The 19,138-nt window shown below is 40.3% G+C and carries 21 protein-coding genes and 1 tRNA gene; 7 read left to right on the top strand and 15 right to left on the bottom strand.

Features of this window, described 5'->3' with window-relative positions:
* Window positions 1-157 precede the first annotated feature (157 nt).
* From FO440_RS11515 to FO440_RS11465, 11 genes are all read right to left on the bottom strand, one after another.
* Window positions 158-1,477, bottom strand: coding sequence for a sensor histidine kinase (locus FO440_RS11515; protein ID WP_144248418.1), 1,320 nt, complete (start codon window positions 1,475-1,477; stop codon window positions 158-160).
* A gap of 2 nt (window positions 1,478-1,479) precedes the next feature.
* A complete protein-coding gene (locus tag FO440_RS11510; RefSeq protein WP_144248417.1) occupies window positions 1,480-2,163 on the bottom strand; it encodes a response regulator transcription factor in 684 nt (227 codons plus the stop codon).
* Window positions 2,164-2,171: 8 nt separating this feature from the next.
* Window positions 2,172-3,053: a hypothetical protein gene (locus tag FO440_RS11505; protein ID WP_144248416.1), complete on the bottom strand. Its 882-nt coding sequence runs from the start codon at window positions 3,051-3,053 to the stop codon at window positions 2,172-2,174.
* Window positions 3,054-3,074: 21 nt separating this feature from the next.
* Entirely contained in the window at window positions 3,075-3,413 is a 339-nt protein-coding gene (locus FO440_RS11500; RefSeq protein ID WP_144248415.1) for a hypothetical protein, read from the bottom strand.
* A gap of 183 nt (window positions 3,414-3,596) precedes the next feature.
* Window positions 3,597-4,520, bottom strand: coding sequence for an FAD:protein FMN transferase (locus tag FO440_RS11495; protein ID WP_144248414.1), 924 nt, complete (start codon window positions 4,518-4,520; stop codon window positions 3,597-3,599).
* Window positions 4,521-4,739: 219 nt separating this feature from the next.
* Window positions 4,740-5,813, bottom strand: coding sequence for a peptide chain release factor 1 (gene prfA, locus FO440_RS11490; protein WP_144248413.1), 1,074 nt, complete (start codon window positions 5,811-5,813; stop codon window positions 4,740-4,742).
* Window positions 5,814-5,969: 156 nt separating this feature from the next.
* Entirely contained in the window at window positions 5,970-6,737 is a 768-nt protein-coding gene (locus tag FO440_RS11485; RefSeq protein WP_144248412.1) for a UDP-2,3-diacylglucosamine diphosphatase, read from the bottom strand.
* Between the two features lie 63 nt (window positions 6,738-6,800).
* Window positions 6,801-7,100 (bottom strand): hypothetical protein, encoded by a 300-nt coding sequence (locus FO440_RS11480; RefSeq protein ID WP_144248411.1) that lies wholly within the window; start codon window positions 7,098-7,100, stop codon window positions 6,801-6,803.
* 123 nt (window positions 7,101-7,223) lie between these two features.
* Window positions 7,224-7,745 carry a hypothetical protein gene (locus FO440_RS11475; RefSeq protein ID WP_144248410.1) on the bottom strand — a complete coding sequence of 174 codons (522 nt, stop codon included), beginning with the start codon at window positions 7,743-7,745 and terminating at the stop codon, window positions 7,224-7,226.
* 146 nt (window positions 7,746-7,891) lie between these two features.
* Entirely contained in the window at window positions 7,892-9,643 is a 1,752-nt protein-coding gene (locus FO440_RS11470) for a S41 family peptidase (protein WP_144248409.1), read from the bottom strand.
* A gap of 59 nt (window positions 9,644-9,702) precedes the next feature.
* The gene (locus FO440_RS11465) at window positions 9,703-9,918 is read right to left on the bottom strand and encodes a hypothetical protein (protein WP_144248408.1); all 216 of its coding nucleotides are present in this window, start codon (window positions 9,916-9,918) and stop codon (window positions 9,703-9,705) included.
* Window positions 9,919-10,052: 134 nt separating this feature from the next.
* On the opposite strand from FO440_RS11465, the gene FO440_RS11460 reads away from it, so the two are divergent.
* Window positions 10,053-10,634: a porin family protein gene (locus FO440_RS11460; protein WP_144248407.1), complete on the top strand. Its 582-nt coding sequence runs from the start codon at window positions 10,053-10,055 to the stop codon at window positions 10,632-10,634.
* Between the two features lie 128 nt (window positions 10,635-10,762).
* Window positions 10,763-12,052 (top strand): SGNH/GDSL hydrolase family protein, encoded by a 1,290-nt coding sequence (locus FO440_RS11455; protein ID WP_144248406.1) that lies wholly within the window; start codon window positions 10,763-10,765, stop codon window positions 12,050-12,052.
* A gap of 83 nt (window positions 12,053-12,135) precedes the next feature.
* Here FO440_RS11455 and FO440_RS11450 read toward each other — a convergent pair whose 3' ends face one another.
* Both FO440_RS11450 and FO440_RS24420 read right to left on the bottom strand, forming a co-directional pair.
* Window positions 12,136-12,609 (bottom strand): hypothetical protein, encoded by a 474-nt coding sequence (locus tag FO440_RS11450; protein ID WP_144248405.1) that lies wholly within the window; start codon window positions 12,607-12,609, stop codon window positions 12,136-12,138.
* Between the two features lie 368 nt (window positions 12,610-12,977).
* Window positions 12,978-13,089: transfer RNA gene (locus tag FO440_RS24420), tRNA-Asp, on the bottom strand.
* 165 nt (window positions 13,090-13,254) lie between these two features.
* Here FO440_RS24420 and FO440_RS11445 point away from each other — a divergent pair.
* On the top strand, window positions 13,255-13,731 hold the full coding sequence (locus FO440_RS11445) for an Lrp/AsnC ligand binding domain-containing protein (protein WP_144248404.1): 477 nt from the start codon (window positions 13,255-13,257) through the stop codon (window positions 13,729-13,731).
* A 187-nt stretch (window positions 13,732-13,918) separates the two neighbouring features.
* Here FO440_RS11445 and gltX read toward each other — a convergent pair whose 3' ends face one another.
* A complete protein-coding gene (gene gltX / locus FO440_RS11440; RefSeq protein WP_144248403.1) occupies window positions 13,919-15,439 on the bottom strand; it encodes a glutamate--tRNA ligase in 1,521 nt (506 codons plus the stop codon).
* A gap of 204 nt (window positions 15,440-15,643) precedes the next feature.
* Here gltX and FO440_RS11435 point away from each other — a divergent pair, with 204 nt between their 5' ends.
* On the top strand, window positions 15,644-16,855 hold the full coding sequence (locus tag FO440_RS11435) for a sensor histidine kinase (RefSeq protein ID WP_144249132.1): 1,212 nt from the start codon (window positions 15,644-15,646) through the stop codon (window positions 16,853-16,855).
* Window positions 16,848-17,357 carry a DinB family protein gene (locus tag FO440_RS11430; protein WP_144248402.1) on the top strand — a complete coding sequence of 170 codons (510 nt, stop codon included), beginning with the start codon at window positions 16,848-16,850 and terminating at the stop codon, window positions 17,355-17,357. Before FO440_RS11435 ends, FO440_RS11430 begins: the two co-directional genes overlap by 8 nt.
* Before the next feature lie 22 nt (window positions 17,358-17,379).
* On the opposite strand, the gene FO440_RS11425 is transcribed toward FO440_RS11430, so the two are convergent.
* Entirely contained in the window at window positions 17,380-17,736 is a 357-nt protein-coding gene (locus tag FO440_RS11425) for a DUF6249 domain-containing protein (RefSeq protein ID WP_144248401.1), read from the bottom strand.
* 222 nt (window positions 17,737-17,958) lie between these two features.
* Here FO440_RS11425 and FO440_RS11420 point away from each other — a divergent pair, with 222 nt between their 5' ends.
* Together FO440_RS11420 and FO440_RS11415 are read left to right on the top strand one after the other, a co-directional pair.
* Window positions 17,959-18,540, top strand: a complete 582-nt coding sequence (locus FO440_RS11420) for an RNA polymerase sigma factor (RefSeq protein WP_144248400.1) — start codon at window positions 17,959-17,961, stop codon at window positions 18,538-18,540.
* A complete protein-coding gene (locus FO440_RS11415; RefSeq protein ID WP_144248399.1) occupies window positions 18,537-19,031 on the top strand; it encodes a hypothetical protein in 495 nt (164 codons plus the stop codon). The genes FO440_RS11420 and FO440_RS11415 overlap by 4 nt, the downstream gene beginning before the upstream one ends.
* Window positions 19,032-19,138 lie beyond the last annotated feature (107 nt).

Genomic DNA, 19,138 nt, shown 5'->3' with positions numbered 1-19,138 from the left:
AAAATTAACAAATTTTGATGCTAAATAGTATTGGCAGCATAAACTTTTACTAAACATAGCAATTGTTAGACAATTTTAGCTTCAAAGGGTTTAATTAAGTGGCGAAAATATTTAAAAATATATTTACCATATAGTACAAGATGTAACACAATGATAATCAGGATAAAGACCCGATCACATCAGCTGGAAAGATAAGCCTGAAATTACTGCCGAGGTCTTTTACCGAGTCGACCTCAATTTTAACGCGGTGAAAAGTAGCTATTGATTTTACAATAGGCAGGCCCAAACCAAAACTGTCCTGCTGCATAGACTGCCTGAACTTTTTAAACCGGTTAAATATAAACGGCATATCCTCTGTACTAATACCTATACCGTTATCGGTTATGTTAACTATCAAATTGCCGGTTTCTTTTTCGGTAGTGATCACAATTTCGCCATCTACCTTATTATATTTTATTGCGTTGTTAACCAGGTTAAAAAACAGGTTAAATAGCAAAAACTTATTAATGTTTATCAATACCACATCCTGCGGGATCAGGATATCAAAGGTGATGTTCTTTTCGGGCAGGCGTACCGAGATCTCATCGTAAACTTCCTGCAGCAATTCGGTTATCGAGATCTTGTCTTCTTTTAAAAACTGCTCATTTTCAATTTGCGATATCAGCAGCAGCGTTTTGGTGATGCTTTTTAACCGGTTAAGGATCTTTTGCATCTCGAGCAGGCGCACTTTTAATTCATCGGCAATATCTTCCTGCTCAAACATGTTTTCGATCTTTGATTGCAGGATAGATATGGGCGTCATCAACTCGTGCGACGCATTCGAGATAAATTCGCGTTCTTTTTGAAAAGCCGCCTCAATGGTCTCGATCATTTTGTGGATGCTGATATCCAAATATTGAAAGTCGGATGTACTGGTTTTAACCTCTTTATACGACCCGAATTTGGGGAATTTCTGGCCTATCAGCTTACTTTTAATGATCTTGCCCAGCGGCTTTAATAAATGATTGGTGTAAATTTGATCAGCCAGGATAGTTAGCAATATCATGCCGACCAAAACCACAAAGGCCACATTTTGCAGCGGGGTTGTTGTTTCGCCAATGGTGTCTACGCTCTTACCTATTTCAAGAAGGTAATTTTTTTTGTTAATTATAAAATTGTAGCTAAGTATCCTGTACTCTATAGTGTCACCTTCAATTTTCCGTTTTTCATTTTTTATCGTGTCAAGCTTTTCATTCAGTGAGTCTTCATCAAGGCTGTAATATTCTTCCTTAAGCGGAGAGTAAGTAGCGTATACGTTATCTTTTATACCTGATGTATGTATAATATGAAGTATCTTGTTTTTTTGCTTATGAAGGTTAGTATCGGTAAAGTTTTGGTTAATATTTCGGATAAGTACAGGCAATAACAACACAAAAAGTATGGCTATTACCAGTTTTGAAATGGCATTAAACAGCGTAAGTTTTGTATTTAATTTCAATACTACGTATTCATTTTAATTTTATAACCCAGGCCGCGCACGGTCTCCAACCAATCGGGTGCTGCATAAACATTTAACTTTTTACGGATGTTTTTAATATGCGCGTCAATATAATTCGAGTCGTAATCGTCATTAATAACACTGCCCCAGATATGTTCGCTTAATTGCGTGCGGGTAAGCGTGCGGTTTTTGTGCAAAATTAAATAAGCTATCAGGTCAAACTCTTTTTTGGTGATAGCGCTAACTACGTTATCATGGTAGTTAATTGTCCTGTCGGTAAGGTTTATGATAAAATCGCCCAGCTCTACAATGCTTTGTTTAAGCCCAAATTTACGGCGCATAATGGCCTGCATACGGCTTTGCAGTTCTAATAAAGAAAAAGGCTTGGGCAGGTAATCATCGGCCCCCAGGTCAAGGCCTCTTACCCGGTCATTAATTTCGGCACGGGCTGTTAAAATTATACAAGCCGCGTCTGGGTTATTTTTCTTTGCTTCTTTTAACAGGTCAAGGCCATCATAATCAGGGAGGCCCAAGTCTATCAGGATAAAATCATAAAGACTGATGGCAATTTTCTCAGAAGCCGATTGACCATTATAGCAGATCTCAGTTACATAATTATGATTGGTCAGAAATATTTCCAACTCATGTGCTAATGCCTCTTCGTCTTCAATAATTAAAACATTCATAGCCCGCTTTAATAAAAGATATAGAAAAATGATGCATTAAAAAAAGATTCGTGTTTGTTTTCTAACGCGCCTTCCACATTAACAGGTATGGAGTATTTGTAAGAAAACTCAAAAGTATAATGCGGCCGGTTATAGGCTATAGGCAACTTAAAGCTGTAGTTTAACATATTTAAACGGCCGTTATTAAAGTTGGACGGTGCGCCGGGGCCATATTTATAGATATTATCGGCATCGAACCTGTCCTGGTGATCAAGCGAATAGCGCTGAACAAAGTTTTGTGTACCTATAATAGCGCTTATGCCCGGGTTGAATGACAGGTAATCATCATCGCTAAAAATATTACCTTTGGTTTCAAAGTATTTTGATTGGGTCAGGGTCAAAAAGAAATCACTCGACTTGCCAAAAAGATAATCTAATATCACGGTTGATTTAAATGGTTTCCAATCCATCGAGTTCTTCCAGTTCACATCATTTGACGTGGCCGACTCGATGATCCGCTCTTCCTTATTAAATATAAACCTGTTGTAGGATATTGATCCCGAGAATTTTTTTGAAGGACGATATAAATAACCACCGCCCACGTCAACCTCATCAACCGATGTACGATAGCCTATCAGCCTTAATGCAGAACCATAGATAAAAAAACCAGCCTTGGTATTATAAACCACATCGGTAGAAAAAAATGGGTACGTAATCGGCCCGGTGCGGCCAAAAAACATAGCGTCGCTGCCATAGTTTATCCCTACTGATAATGATTGCTTTCTGATAATAGTGTCAGTATCCTTAGCCATATTGTATACGCTGCGGCCGGTATATTCATACCGGGTCAACCCCGCCCCATGGGCAGCGTTAACTATCAAAATTAAAAGCAGTATATGCAGGTATCTCATTTGTATCGGCTATTGGTTTAGTTAGTTGCCATTTCGTCTTGGTATTTCAGGCGGCCTGTCCAAACCTTCAGGGCGACGTTCCCTTTTTGGTTTAGGCTTAGCTTTGGGGTCCTGCACGTTATCACCGTCACCTATTTTTTCGGGCTTTGATTGCCTTTTGGCCTTTGATATCTCTTTTATTTTTTTGGTATCTTCTTCCTGTTGATGTTTTTTTACCGTATCCCTTTGCAAATGAGCATCTAAAATATACCGCATAAAATTGTCATTAGTAAGAACAAGGTGGCCTGTTCTTACTTTAGCAGATGATAAGCTTGTTGCAAATATCAACAACATTACAATATATGCAAGCCGCTTTATCATTGAAGGAAAGAAAATGGTAAAATTTTTTCCAAAAATCAGTTAGTTAAGAGTTTCCATTAGGCCACAGCCCTAAATTATAGCAACACGGTCACACTTTCTAATTTAAAAAAGGATTTTTTAACGCGCCACTTATGTATGCCAATAACGGCATAAAACCAATTTACATATAACAATTGGCTGTTATTATGCGATAGTTATTCCTTTTGACGGATATACACGGTTGCGGTCATCAATAATGACACAACCTATTTGGTTTAATTGATTGATCAGGTATATACCGGCATTAACACCAATGGTCATTACAGGCGTAGCCATAGCGTCGGCAAACTCGGCAGTAGGGCTTATTATGCTTACGCTTTTTATGCCGCTAACTGTAAAACCGTTTGCAGCTTTGCCGGCTCTTGATTTTTTATCGTTAATGGTAATATATTTCTCGGTATTAACAGAGGTGGCTATGGCCATATTGCTGATCTCCAGGTCGGCAAATGGTTGCGCTTCCTGTCGCGGATCGGCAGTGGCAACAGTCCACGGCTCCATATCGGGTTGTAAACCCCAGGTAAGCAGGTCGCCGCCGGCGTTGATCACACCGTGGCTTACACCTTCTAACTGCATGATATATTTTGCCCTGTCGGCAGCGTAGCCCTTGCTGTTGGCAGCAAAACCTATCCGCATTGCTTTTTCTTTTAAAAATACAGTAGTGGCTTTTGCATCAAGCACTACATCTTTATAACTTATTTTGGTATAAGTTAATACAGATGCATCGTGTTGTTCGACTGTTTTATCCGTCGCGTAGTAAGTGATGTCAAACGCGCCGTAAGTAAGTTCTGATATTTGCAGCGAACGATCTATCAGCCTAAAGATCTCGGCGCTAACTTTTACAGGTTTTATGCCGGCATTGCGGTTTATAGTATTTACTTCGCTATCCTCGCTAAAGGTGCTTAGTAATTTTTCAACACGGTTAATTTCAGAAATTGCATTGTTAATACGCTCAACGGCCCAAATAGGGTCATTTCCAACCACACTAATTTCAAACTTATTTCCCATCAGGCGCGCTTCGCGTCTGTATATGGTAGCGTTATTTGTCAATACTTTTTCAAGAGCCAACATAATCCAGTCTTTTATTTCTGAAAACTAAAGTAGTACCCCTTTATGAAAACAAGATGAAAACAGGATTTTTATAAATGTAAAAAAGGTGTGATGTGCAGATATGCAAATGAGAAAATGTGCAGATGAGTATATAATTACATTTAAATGAAAAATGCAGATGCGCATATGAAATAATTCATTTGCACATCTGCATATCAGCAAATTTGCACATCAAAAAGATTACGCTACTGTGCCTTCTTTTAATTTCTCTGCGTTCTCAGCAAACTGAAGGGCTTCCATGATCTCTTGTATGCCGCCATTCATTACCTCGGTAAGGTTATAAATGGTTAAGCCTATGCGGTGCTCCGTTAAGCGGCCCTGCGGATAATTATAGGTACGTACTTTAGCCGAACGGTCGCCGGTAGCAACCATGGTTTTGCGTTTTTTAGATGCTTCTTCCAAATGTTTTTGCAGCTCAAGTTCATATACCCTTGAACGCAATACCTGTAAAGCCTTATCAAAGTTTTTTAACTGCGATTTCTGATCCTGGCACTGTGCTACCACGCCGGTAGGTATGTGGGTTAACCTCACAGCCGAGTATGTTGTGTTTACCGACTGACCACCAGGACCTGACGCGCAGAACAGATCCTTACGGATATCGGCAGGGTTTAAAACGATATCGAACTCATCAACTTCAGGCAATACCACAATTGATGCTGCTGATGTATGTACACGGCCCTGTGTTTCTGTATCAGGCACGCGTTGTACACGGTGTACACCCGATTCGAACTTAAGCGTACCGTAGGCATCTTCCGCGTTTACATTAAATACAATTTCTTTGTATCCGCCTGCTGTACCTTCGGTATAGTCAACCAATTCGGTTTTCCAGCCACGTTTTTCGCAGTAACGCATGTACATACGGTATAGGTCGCCGGCAAATATCGCGGCTTCGTCGCCACCTGTACCGCCACGGATCTCCATAATAGCATTCTTTGAATCTTCCGGATCTTTTGGGATCAGCATCAAACGGATCTGCTCTTCTTTTTCCTCTTGTTGTACCAATAATTCATCCAGCTCGGTTTTCGCCATTTCACGAAACTCCTGATCTTTCTCGGTAGCTAATATTTCTTTATTAGTATCAATATTGCTCATGATGTTGCGGTAAATATTATACTCGTCAACGATCTTGGCCAGGTCTTTATATTCTTTATTTAACTGGGCAAAGCGTTTCATATCAGCCATAGCATCGGGGCTGCTCAATTCGCCTTCAACTGCTTTCCAGCGCTGATATATCAATTCTAATTTTTCTAACATATTCTATTTGGTCAATAAGGCTATCAAAAAAATAACCCGGCTTTAAAAAGCCTACAAAGGTACTGTTTTTTAGCGATAAAGGGTAATGTTACAAGCTAAAAGCAGACCCATCAGTATAAAAATGACGCTAAGCTTAAGTTAGTCGTCTTTTGTCTTTTAGCTTTCTGCTATTGCCTCTTTTTCAAAGTATTGCAGCGTTAACTGTTCGCCGTCAAACACCGCGTACGAATTATAATTTACCCACTCGCCCAGGTTAACGTAACGGCTTTTTTCATTTAATTGTACATCCATCGGGAAATGGCGGTGCCCGAATATGAGAAAATCATAAAATTTGGTAGTAAGCAGTTCACGGCTGTAAATTACAAGCCATTCTTTTTCCAGTCTTTTATGTTCTTCGTTGCTCTCACCCGCTATACGGCTGCGTTGCGACCAGTAATTGGCTATACCTACGCCCAAATTAGGGTGCAGCCTTGCAAACAGCCACTGGCACAACTTACTGCGGAAAATTTTTTTCAGGACTTTATACATTGCATCGCCGGGGCCTAAGCCATCGCCGTGGTGCAGGTAAAACTTTTTGCCATTGCGCTCAATTTCAAGTTCATTACTGATGATGGTGGCGTTCAGTTCTTTTTCAAAGTAATCAAACATCCACATATCGTGATTGCCTTTAAAAAGGGTCAGTTTTATGCCAAGGTCAGTTAGTTCTGCCAGCTTGCCCAAAAAACGGATATATCCTTTAGGTACCACTGTTTTGTACTCGAACCAAAAATCAAATACATCGCCCATTAAAAAAACTTCGGCAGCATCTGCTTTTATGGTATCTAACCAACGCACCAACCTGTCTTCGCGTTCGCGGCGAAACGCGTAGTTGCCTGTGCCTAAATGAAAATCAGAAGCAAAATAAATTTTATTACCTGTGGCCATGCGGCATCAAAAGTACGTTTTTAGCTTGAATGGTAAAATATAAGCAGTACATCTGTTAAATAACTACAGATCGACCTTGAAATTGATATGCAGGTGGGTTGAGCCGGCATTTGCCTGGTTATACTGCGCCAATAACATGTATACGGTGCATTTTGCCGTGTATTCATAATCAAGCGGGGATACGCAGATAGTATTTACTTTATAATAGCCATCCGAGTTTGCTAATCTGAAGTTGTTATTTTTATTGGTTACATCTCTTATCACCACATAATCATCCATCAAATAGGCATCATATCCCTTTTGCTTAGCAAAAAGCACAAAAGCCGCCAAAGCTTTTAATTCACTTTCTGCAGATGTATCCATATCAATAAAAGCTATGAGAACCTGATATGTTTCGATTTAAAAAAATAAAGGCTATGTCCATTCAGGATGACACAAAAAAGCCCTTCATTGCTGAAGGGCTTGATATTTAAAAATTAGTTTCGATTAGTGGTGGCCGTGATCATCATGTCCATGATCGTCGTGACCGTGGTCATCGTGTCCGCGTCCGTGGGCACCTTTGTCATGTCCGTAATCGCTGTTACCCGGGCCTCTTCCGTTACCTTTCCAGTGATTGCGGTATTTGGCATCCTTGCTGTCGCGAATAATAACCTGGTTACGGCGACCTTTATAGCTTGCATATTTTCTTCTGTAAACTGCGGCACGCTCCCATGGGTTACGCTCGTTAACAACTACTTTATAGCTGCTGTACGGATCAAAATGATACCTGGCTGGTAAAGCGGCACCGTGTACCCAAACGTTGTTTTGAAAGTACACATACTGATGATTTGGTACGTCATAATAAGCATCAGCATCAGGGATGTAATAGTACTCGGCATGGTCGTATCCTACCGGGCCCCAATCAGGCTGGCTGCCGATATTTAATCCAAGGTTAATACTGATCTGTGCATCGGCTTTAAACATTAAGCAGCTAACTAATAGTACTGCCGTTAAGAATAACTTTTTCATGGTTGTTTTGTTGTGTTGTTTGATCTTAGGACAAATATATTGCTAAATGGTTTAAACTTTTTATCAGATCAAAGGGGTGATCTCAGGATTTTAGCCACAAAAAATACTGTTTAGCAGCACTATATCAAGGTATTACAGCAAGATAATTACTGATCGTTTTTATCTTTTGTATCAGCATTTTTATCTTTATCGCTCACAGCGGCAAGTACGGGCTTGCCGATCACTTTGTAAGATCCATCGCCTTTTAGCACGGCTGCAAGCTGGTTTTTATCCTGCATGGTTTTTATAGCCTGCGCCAATTCATTATCATATTTAAAATATGATTCATAGCGCCCTTTGTCAAAATAGTAGCGGCCTACTATCTCGTTTTCAAGCGCTTGTTTTATTTCAGCTTTATGCAGTTGCAGATCGTTTTTCTTGGTATTGGCCAGCTTAGTTTTTAAAGCATCGTATTCGCTTTGGATCTGGTCAAACTGTTTCTCTTTAGTAGCTTCAGTCTTTAAAGCGGTCAATACTTTTTCTGAGGTAGTATTATAGGTATAGTTCTTATCGGCTAAAAACTTAACAAAATCCTCGTAGTCGGCGTCTGATAAAGTGAATGTCTTCGCGTCGTTTATTTTAGCGTGGCTTAAACGGTATTTGGTAGCATAATCAAATAACAGCAACTTACCTACCAATGCCTGGGTAATATTGGCATATGCTTCGTGTTTAACAAAAATATCGGGGTATATGCCGCTGCCATCATATACAGAACGACCGTTTTTGGTTTTAAACTCGTGCATTAAAGAATCTGCAACCTTTACCACCGTGCCATCATCTTTACGATGAGTGTAATCTATCTCCTGGATACACCTGCCCGATGGCACATAATATTTAGCAATGGTGATCTTTACCAAACTATTATAAGGCAACGGGAAAGTTTGTTGCACCAAGCCTTTACCATAACTGCGCTGACCCACGATTATGGCGCGGTCAAGATCCTGCAAGGAGCCGGCCACAATTTCTGATGCCGAAGCCGAACGTGAATTTACCAGAACCACCAAAGGCAGATCAGGCGCTATGGGCGCGGTAGCAGTTCTGTAGGTGTAGTTTTTCTCTTTTACCTTACCCCTTTGCGATACGATCTCCACATCCTTTTGTACAAAAAGATTGACAATTTTAACAGCTTCCTGCAGGATACCGCCACCGTTTGAGCGGAGGTCTAAAACAATGCCGTTAGGGTTATTTTTTTTAAGACTGACAAGCGCATCCGTTACTTCCTGGGCAGAGTTTTCTAAAAACCTGTCCAATTTTATGTAACCCATATTGCCGTCAACCATGCCGTAGTATGATACATTGGGCTGTTTGATCTCATCGCGGGCGATATCTTTTTCAACGGGTTTGTCTTCGTTACTTCGCTTTAGCAGCAGTTTTACAATGGCACCCTTTGATCCTTTTAGCAATTGACTTACCTGGTCGCTGTTTTTGCCGTCAAGAACAATATCGTTGATTTTAACCACCTGGTCGCCCGGGCGTATGTCTGCTTTTTGGGCGGGGAAGCCTTCAAACACGCCGGATACATATACTTTATTATCCCTTGAGAATACGCTTGCACCAATGCCGCCGTATTGCGTGCTTACGTAGTGCAGTTTATATTCTTCAATTTCTGATTCGGGTACAAACTCGGTATAAGGGTCAAGGCCGTCCAGCATGGCATCGGCACCGGTTTTTAAAAACTTTGCCGAATTGATATCATCGACGTAGTTAATATTAACCTCTTTATATAAGGATGCAAATACCTCCAGGTTTTTTGAGATCTGAAAAAGGTCATCACTAAAACTCCATACGCCCAAAGCAAGTATAACTACCCCTGCGGATAAAAGAAATCTTTTATACTTAACTGCCACACCCTTTTTCATTTAGATAAATTTTGTAAAATATAAAGCTACAAAAACAACCTGTAAATAGTTAACTCATTTTACAACCTATTATTATCAATATTAACCAAAGCTTTTTTCAGAGTAAATACAACATATTCGCGGTTACGGTTTACCAGGTGCATCAGGTTAGTGATCAGGGCATCTTCCTGGCCTTCTGTATAGTTTAATTGTGCATCTGTTAAATGATTGTATTTGCGTTGTACTTTAATTTTTACACGCTCCCACTCTTTATTGGTTATACTTATTTCTGCCATAATAAAATATTTTCAACAAAAATATAAAAAATACGATGCAAGGCTATGTTAAAAATTGGTATGGCTATTGTTAAACCAATGTTGATGGCAATAATCAAAACCATTAAATTTTATAAAAACTAAATATCTACGTTATGAAGAAGTATTTATTAAGCGCCATATTACTGATAGCTATAAGCATTGGCGCAAAGGCGCAGGTTAGCCTGGGTATTAAAGGCGGCGTAAATTATTCAAAATTAGGAGCTGATAATTTTCACAACACAACAGTTGCCGGTTACCAGGCCGGCTTATTTGCCCGCTTTGGCAGCGATTTGTATTTACAGCCCGAGCTTTATGTAAGCAGCAATGGCGGTAAGTTTGACGCATCAAATAACGGCACTGACTACAGCGGTAAAGTAAAGTTCACCAACTTAAATGTTCCGCTTTTAATTGGTAAATCATTTGGGGCTAAGGATTTGAATTTCCGTATTATGGCCGGTCCTGTTTATTCTTATGTGATGAATAAGGATGCATCATTTTCGGCAAACTTTAACAACGCCTATTCTGATTTTGGACATTACAAAAACAGTACGCTGGGTTACCAGGCCGGTGCCGGCGTTGACATAGGCGCCATCACTGCCGACCTGCGTTACGAAGGCGGCCTTACCAAAATAAGCGACAATTATGGCCAGCGCCAAAACATTTGGGCACTAAGTGTCGGCTTTAAATTCTTTTAAAAGATCTTATCCAAACTAAGTTAAAAACCCGTTCCGGCAAATAACCGGAGCGGGTTTTTGCTTATAATACAGCACTTTGCATAAAACATATTTTTACATAATATTGCATAAATTCATACTACCTGTATATGAAATCACGAACCATTATAGCCTTAGGGCTATATTTTGCCCTTTGCTGCGGATTTATAGTTGAACTAAAAAGCCATGGTAAACCTTACCCGGTTATTAATCCTTCATTAGATACCTTAAAGATAGTTTACTTTGGTTCTTCGGTTCCGTACGGCATTGGCGCGAAAAATAATTTTGGATATACGCAAATGTTTAGCCGGCTTTTGCAGCAACGCGCCGATAACGGCACGGGCAAAGCCTGGAAAACTGTCAATAAATCAGTAGGAGGCGACAATACTGTAAGGCTGTTAGCACGCTGGCAAAGGGATCTTGTTCCGCAAAAGGCTAAATATGTAGTATATGCTTTATCATTGGGTAATGAGGGCATACATGAACATGGTAAGCCCATGTATGAGCAGTTTAAAACAAACATGACCAAGCTGATCACCATGGCGCGCGACAGTGGCTATGTACCTATAGTTACCAATTGCTATACCCGTACCGATTTTACCGAAGCTGATTATTACTATGTTAAACAGCTAAATCTCTGGATAAATGACCTGGATGTGCCCTCGGTAAATTTGTTAGGCGCAATAGATGACGGTACTGGAAAATGGGTGACACAATACCGATTTAATGACGCGCACCCTAATGATGCAGGCCATACGGAAATGTCTTACACCATTGTGCCCTCTTTATTTGACGCGCTGGCTAATGGCAAACCCGAACCAAAATTGATTGATGCATCATACCTTAGTTGGGGCGGTAAAGAAAAAACAAAGCTGCTTGCTTTTAAGCCCGACAATACCCTGCACGCCTTTACCACCTGCATTACTGTTAAGGCCGATGGCGAAGGAAAACTGCTACAGCTAAAAGACAGTACCGGCAAAGCCGGCGACCTGGAAATTTCGAGCAAAGGTTTTATTAATTACAAATCTGCAAACCATGAAACCATTACCGGTAACACCAAGATTACTGATGGCAACTGGCATAAAATCATACTGACCCATTATTACGCTCGCGGCGAGACAGACCTGTACTGCGACAGCACCTTACAAGGAAAAGTGACCGAAAAGCTGGTAATCAAAGAACTTGATCTGGGCAAGCCAGCCGGCAAAGCCCTCGACGCGAAGAACTGGCTCTTTTACCGCTCGGGAATGAATATAACCGAAGCTAAGGCATTAACTGAAAATAAGCTCTTAAAATCAAGCCTTGAACTTTACGCGCCATTGGACGACAAACACAATGCTACTAAAGATGTATTGGTGAATTTGGCGCAGAGTACCAATGAGGTGAAATGGGTGAAGTAATGAAATGTTGATCTTTTACAATCCGCTTGTCAATATAGTAAGACTTAAAAACGCCGCCATATATATTAAAAGCACGATCCAGTCTATCGGTGAAACTTTTTTTTCTCAAAAAAATCTTTGGCATAAGGCTTTGTGTAACTGTATGATTTTGCCGGGTTGACAAACTCCCGATGCTGAAACTTTAGGCTGAAATACCTTAATCCCTGAAATAGCAATAACAGTAAGACTGTGTTAATTCCTACTCCCATGTGACCATTATAATCTAAAGTTTGACCTGATAAGGTTAAATATATAAATACCAATAAATGGACTAATCCAAATCCCATCCAAATCAAATAGGCTTTAAAATTCCTAATGGAAATATATAAGCCAAAAATGATCGCCAATTGAGGTATGACTTCGTAAAAAAATGTTGATCGCCATTTTAATTCAGTGCTTCCAAAAAGCCAGATAAATAAAAGCGCGACAGTAAAAAAACTATATATACCAATTAATAGTTTATCTCCATCAGATAGTTCCTCAAAATAAAAAAATGGCTTTTGTATTTTTCTACCCATGCTGTTTAGATAACTGAAGATACAATTTATTACAAAATCATTGAAGCACACACCGATGCCCAAGGTCAGCCCGATAGATAATAAATTAAATTTTTATAAGTGTGATCTTACTATAATATCGATATAAAAGGTTTATCGAAAAACAAAAAGGTATAAAATAAGTAAAGCCCCTGATGGGCAGGGGCCTTTACTAACCAATTATAAACCTAAATTATGAGAAGAGCTGTAGGAGAAGGAGTCGAACCTCCACAGAGTGGTTATTCTTATTGCTAAGAGTTTCCCATGATCTCCGCCACCGCGACGAGGAGGTGTGTCTGCCAAAATTTCACCATCCTACATTATTGTTATTAATTCACGCCAGTGAATTGCTGTTGGGGAAGGATTCGAACCTCCACAGAGTAGTTAGCCCGCTTCGGGTTTCCTATGATCTCTACCACCGGGACAAGGAGGTGTGTCTGCCAAAAATTTCACCACCCAACATTATGTGATGTTTATTTATTTTAAAGAACTCTTAAGCGTTATAGGTCCAATTGCTTGTTACAAACATAATAGACTTAGCAATTCCTTGCAAATATTTCAACAAAAATATTTTATTTTTATTCAAATTATAATTATACTTGTATTTCAATATAGATATTCAAATTTATGTCGCACAGAAAAGCTCAAAATTTAGAAATTGATAATCTTGATATCCAGATTTTATCAATATTAATGAAAAACGCTACTACTCCTTACACGGAAATTGCTAAGGAATTGATCGTTTCAGGCGGAACAATCCATGTGCGGATGAAAAAGTTGGAAGAAATGGGTGTTATTAAAGGCGCCAGTTTAGAGGTAGACCCACAAAAACTGGGTTATGACATTACCGCGTTCTTAGGTATATTTTTGGAAAAAGGCTCGCAGTATAATGATGCCGTGAAACAATTAAAAGCCGTTAAGGAAATTGTTGAACTACATTATACCACAGGCAGTTACAGCATTTTCGCAAAAATAATTTGTCATGATACAGCGCATTTGCGCGAGGTTTTAAATGAACAGATACAAGGTGTAAAAGGCATACAACGCACAGAAACCTTTATATCATTAGAGGAAAGCATAAGGAGGCAGATAACTTTGGAGTAAACCCTAACTTAATACTTTATTATAAATGGAGGCTTGTCGCTAACGCGGTGAGCCTTTTTAATATTCAACGCGTCATTGCGAGCGTAGCGTGGCAATCTCTGCGCGATAGGTATAAAATATTATCCGCCTGACGTGTAGAGATTGCCACGCTCGTTCCTCGCTCGCAATGACGAGCCAGTTATATTAATTATGCGGTAAATGCCGTTAAAGCTTGCTCTATCCTATTTATAGTTTCGTCTTTACCCAACAGGGCAGCAATATCAAAAACATGCGGGCCAAATTTACCACCTACCAGCATAATGCGAAACGGCAGCATCACGTCTCCTGTTTTTAACCCTTTTTCTTCGGCTAACGCTTTAAATGACGCTTCCAGGTCGGCCGCGACTATGGTATCGGCTGATTTGAGTAATTCAATTACGGCATTAAAAAAGTTGGTTTTTTCGTCCGTCCATTTTGGTTTAACGGCATTCAGGTCATATTCTGCCGGCACCCGGAAAAAGTAATTGGCTTGCTGATAAAAATCAGTTAGCAAGGTGCACCTGTCTTTTATCAGTTCAATAACCGTTAATAAATAGTTATCGTCTTTTATGGTTATGCCTTTATCGGTCAATACTTTTTCAACGCGGGTTTTTAATTTTTCGGCGCCTGATCTTTTGATCCACTCGGCGTTGAACCATTTGGCTTTTTCAAAATCAAACTTAGCCCCTGCCTTACTTATGCGTTCTATAGAAAATTTTTCAACCAGTTCACTTAATGAAAATATTTCATGACCGCTGCTGTCATTCCAGCCCAGTGTTGCCAAAACGTTTATAAAAGCTTCGGGTAAAAACCCTACTCCTTCAAAACCGGGTTCAAGCGTGCCGGCCTGGGTGTTTTCCCAATCCATGACATAAACCGGGAAACCCAAACGCGCGCCATCACGCTTGCTTAGTTTGCCGTGGCCATCGGGTTTTAATATTAAAGGTAAGTGTGCCCATTGCGGCATATCGGCTTTCCAGCCCAGGTAATCCCACAATAATAAATGTACAGGTGCAGATGGCAGCCACTCCTCGCCCCTAAAGGCGTGCGAGATCTTCATTAAATAATCATCAACCACAACAGCCAAATGATAGGTTGGCATACCATCAGCTTTTAAAAGCACTTTATCATCCAACTGGTTGGTTTCAAAACTAACGCGCCCGCGAATCATATCGGTAAAGCTAACTGTTTGGTCGGCCGGTATTTTTATGCGGATAACGTGAGGGGTATGATTGTCCAGCAACTGGTCAACCTCATGCTGCGGTAATGACAATGAGTTACGCAAACCATCGCGGTAAACCTGCCCATATTGAAAGTTAGGGATCTCTTTGCGGTTTTTGTCCAGCTCTTCTGCAGTATCAAATGCGTAATAAGCATGCCCCTGCGCAACCAATTTTTCGGCATAGGCGCGGTAAATGCTTTTACGCTCGCTTTGGCGATAAGGCGCATACGGGCCGGGTTTAGCCGGGCTTTCGTCGGGAGTTATACCGCACCAGTCAAGGCAATCCATTATATATTGTTCGGCACCTTCAACGTAGCGGGTTTGGTCGGTATCTTCTATCCGTAAAACAAAATCGCCATTGTTTTTTTTGGCAAAAAGATAATTAAACAAGGCAGTACGTACGCCGCCTAAATGCAAACCGCCCGTAGGGCTTGGTGCAAATCTTACTCTAACTCTTTTATCTGACATTGTGCGGCAAAGATAATTTTTTAGTCGGGAAGTGTGAACGCCCTAAAGTCCGGAGGATGTAAAGTTATTTTTAAGGTTAAAGGAGAAAGGCAAAAGGTAAAAGGTCTTGAACGCTAACAACCTTTTACCTTTCGCCTTTTACCTTTCGCCTCAAATAAAAATTATAACATACAAACCTATTTTACGTTATTTGAAGCTGATATGATAAATGCCTACCAAAATATAAAGCTCTGGAAATACATTTTATTTGCCTTTGCTGTAGTTATAGCCAGTGGGTCTTTATTTTATACCAATTACCTGGTGCGCAATATCGCCCGGTCTGAACGTACGCGTGCCCAGATCTGGGCCATGAGTATGAAACAGGTAATATCTGCTGACGATAACGATTTTTTACCCTACGTTTTCGCGGTGCGCGACAGTTCTATCATACCGGCCATTGTGACAAACGAAAAAGGCGAATTTCAATACTCAAGGGGGCTTGACAGCAACAGAACCTTTATCCCGCCGATACCCGATGTTGTTATAGAAAAAAATGCACCGCGTTATGACCCGGACTATTTTAAGGCCGAGTTGCAAACCATGAAATCGCAGCATGAGCCTATCAAGATAATTTTACCGCGTGGTTACTGGCTCATTTATTATAAAGATTCGGCATTGCTGAGCCAGTTAAAGATCTTTCCATACGTTCAACTTTCGGTTATCGCCGTGTTTTTATTGCTGGCCTATACCGCCTTTAACTCGTCGCGAAAATCAGAACAGAACCAGGTTTGGGTAGGTTTGGCCAAAGAAACGGCCCACCAGTTGGGTACACCAATATCCTCATTAATGGCGTGGATAGAGCTGATAAAAGACAAATTCAACGCCGAGGAAGACCCACTTGTTGCCGAAATGGAAAACGATGTAAAACGGCTGGAAATAGTTGCCGACCGTTTTTCAAAAATAGGATCAAAACCCAAGCTGGAAGAGCATTTTGTTTTTGATATCATTGAGGATTTTGTAAACTATTTTAGAATAAGGGTAAGCAATAGTATAGATTTTGAAGTAACGGGAGATAAAAACCTGGTGGCAGGACTAAATATTCCTTTATTTGACTGGGTGATAGAGAATTTACTTAAAAACGCGGTAAATGCCATTGAGGGAAAGGGCAGCATAAAGGTTAATATACATACCAATAAAACTAAAGATCAAATCCTGATTGATATTATTGATACAGGTAAAGGCATACCGCGTTCTAAGTTTATCACAGTATTTCAGCCGGGATATACTACCCGTAAACGCGGCTGGGGCCTGGGCTTATCATTAACCAAACGGATAGTTGAAAATTACCACAACGGGCAGGTATTTGTGCGCGACTCTGAATTAGGCAAAGGCACAACCTTTAGGATTATATTAAAAAATATCAGACAAAATGGATAGACCGGACACCAGCGCTTGCGCCCCATTTTACGGCAGGTACATTGCCCTTGTTGACGATGAACCGGTTTTAGATACGCTTGAAAAATTAAAAGACAGCACGTATGAGTTATTCCTGTCGTTAACTGACGAGCAGGCCAATTATGCTTATGCCGAAGGCAAATGGACCATTAAAGAAGTTGCCGGACATTTAACAGATGCCGAGCGTACTTTTGCTTACCGTATCCTTGCATTTTCGCGCGGACAGGAAGAACTGCCCGGCTTTGATGAAAGCACCTATGTCGACCTGGCAACGTTTAAAAGCCGTACCCTCCCTGATCTTGCTGCCGAATTTAAAGCAGTACGCGAAGCCAACCTCTATATGCTGCGCGCTTTAACAGAACAACAATTAGCAGCAACCGGCATTGCCAATGGCAGCCCGATAGCTGTAAACACTATCGTTTATATTATGGCCGGCCATGAGCTGCACCATTTAAAGATCTTAAAGAAACGGTATTTGGTTTAAGGTAAAAGGCATGTAATGTCTTTTAGTCTTCAGCTTTCTTATTCTCCTTCTTTTCTATCAGGTAAGAAGTAAATAACCCCAATCCTCCAAAAATCGCAATTAAAGCAAAATACAATGCAGGGTTATCCCTATCCTGTGTAAATGCAAGCGTACAATCCAACACATAAGCCAACAATAAACCTAAGCCCGAACCCATTAACAACAGCCCCCAGGTAAGTACATAATTACGGTTAACCGGGGTGTTAATACGGGGATCCATGCCACGCTCAATCATGGCCATTTTTTCGCGGTTGCGCAGGTAAACTATTCCGAATATGGTTGCAAACATGGCAACCGATACTACCATAGGAATCATTACTGCTAATTGTCCTTGTTCCATTTTATTTAATTTTTATTGTTGATTATTTCCTTTCAGATACACCACATCAGGTGTATTTGCAAGCTATGACAACATGCTTTTTAATTAGGTTACACTCTTTTTTAAAATGTTTGTTATATTATTTCACATCATCACAAAAAAACGCTTGCCACTTAAATGGTATATTTATACAATTAGGGTGTAACCTAAACAAATCTTATGTAGTCAAAGCAGGTATATAAGATGCAGAGCAAGCTTACAGATACAGAACTGATACAAAAAACACTGGCAGGTGATCAATCGGCATATGCAGACCTGGTTAAACGGCACCAGCGTTTTGTCTTTACGCTGGCCATGCGCTTTACCAAAAACCGGGAAGATGCAGAAGAAGTTGCGCAGGACTGTTTTATTAAGGCTTACCGCTCGCTTGATAATTTTAAGCAGGAGTCAAAATTCAGCACATGGCTATATAGTATAGTTTACACTACAGCAATGACATCATTGCGTAAGAAAAGATTAGATACTTCATCCATTGACGATGAAGAAACAGATATACAAATAGCAGCCGTACCATCAGGATACGATACCAACAATGCCGAAAACAGGTCGAGGTCATTTTACCTTAACCAGGCTATTGAACAACTATCTGCTGATGACGCTGCTATCATTACATTATTTTATAAAGGCGAGCAATCTTTAGAAGAAATTGCACAAACATTGGGCGTTGAGGCCAACAGTGTTAAGGTTAAACTATTCAGGGCGCGCCAGCGTTTAAAAGAAAAGCTGGAGCGTAATTTAAAACACGAAGTTAAAGAACTGATATGAACAGCATTGAAGAAAGACTTTGGGACTATATTGATGGCAACTGCTCTGCAACTGAGCGCGAGACCATTGACCTTTTATTGATCGAGAGTGATGAATACCGGCAAAAATACCTGGAGCTACTTGCCTTTAACCGGGAGATAGCCGGCATTGAACTGGAAGAACCATCCATGGCATTTACTTATAACGTTATAGAGCAGATCCGTACGGAACATGCCAGGCAGCCGTTAAAAGCTAAGGTCAACCAAAATATTGTTAAAACCATTGCGGGCTTTTTTATAGTCACCCTTGCTGCTTTGCTCATCTTCATAATCTTCAACATTAACTGGAAGGTAACAGGCACTCACGTAAACAGTACACCGGTTAAAATGCCCGATATTAAAAACTGGCTGTCTGGCGGGATACTGCAAGCGTTCTTATTTTTAAACACCGTGTTGGCCTTGTTTTTACTGGATGGTGTGTTGCGAAAACGAATTTTTACCCGGCAAGCGTAATATTTTTTGTACAGTTTGCTGTGTAAAAAGGACAATTTTCCCGTCCTGTTTACAGGTCGGCATACTTAAAAACACATTTTTTTTAAATACAATTAACACGGCAGATA

The sequence above is a fragment of the Mucilaginibacter corticis genome, assembly GCF_007558865.1.
In the GTDB taxonomy this organism is placed as follows: Bacteria; Bacteroidota; Bacteroidia; order Sphingobacteriales; family Sphingobacteriaceae; genus Mucilaginibacter; species Mucilaginibacter corticis.
This window is presented reverse-complemented; position numbering and strand designations above follow the sequence as displayed.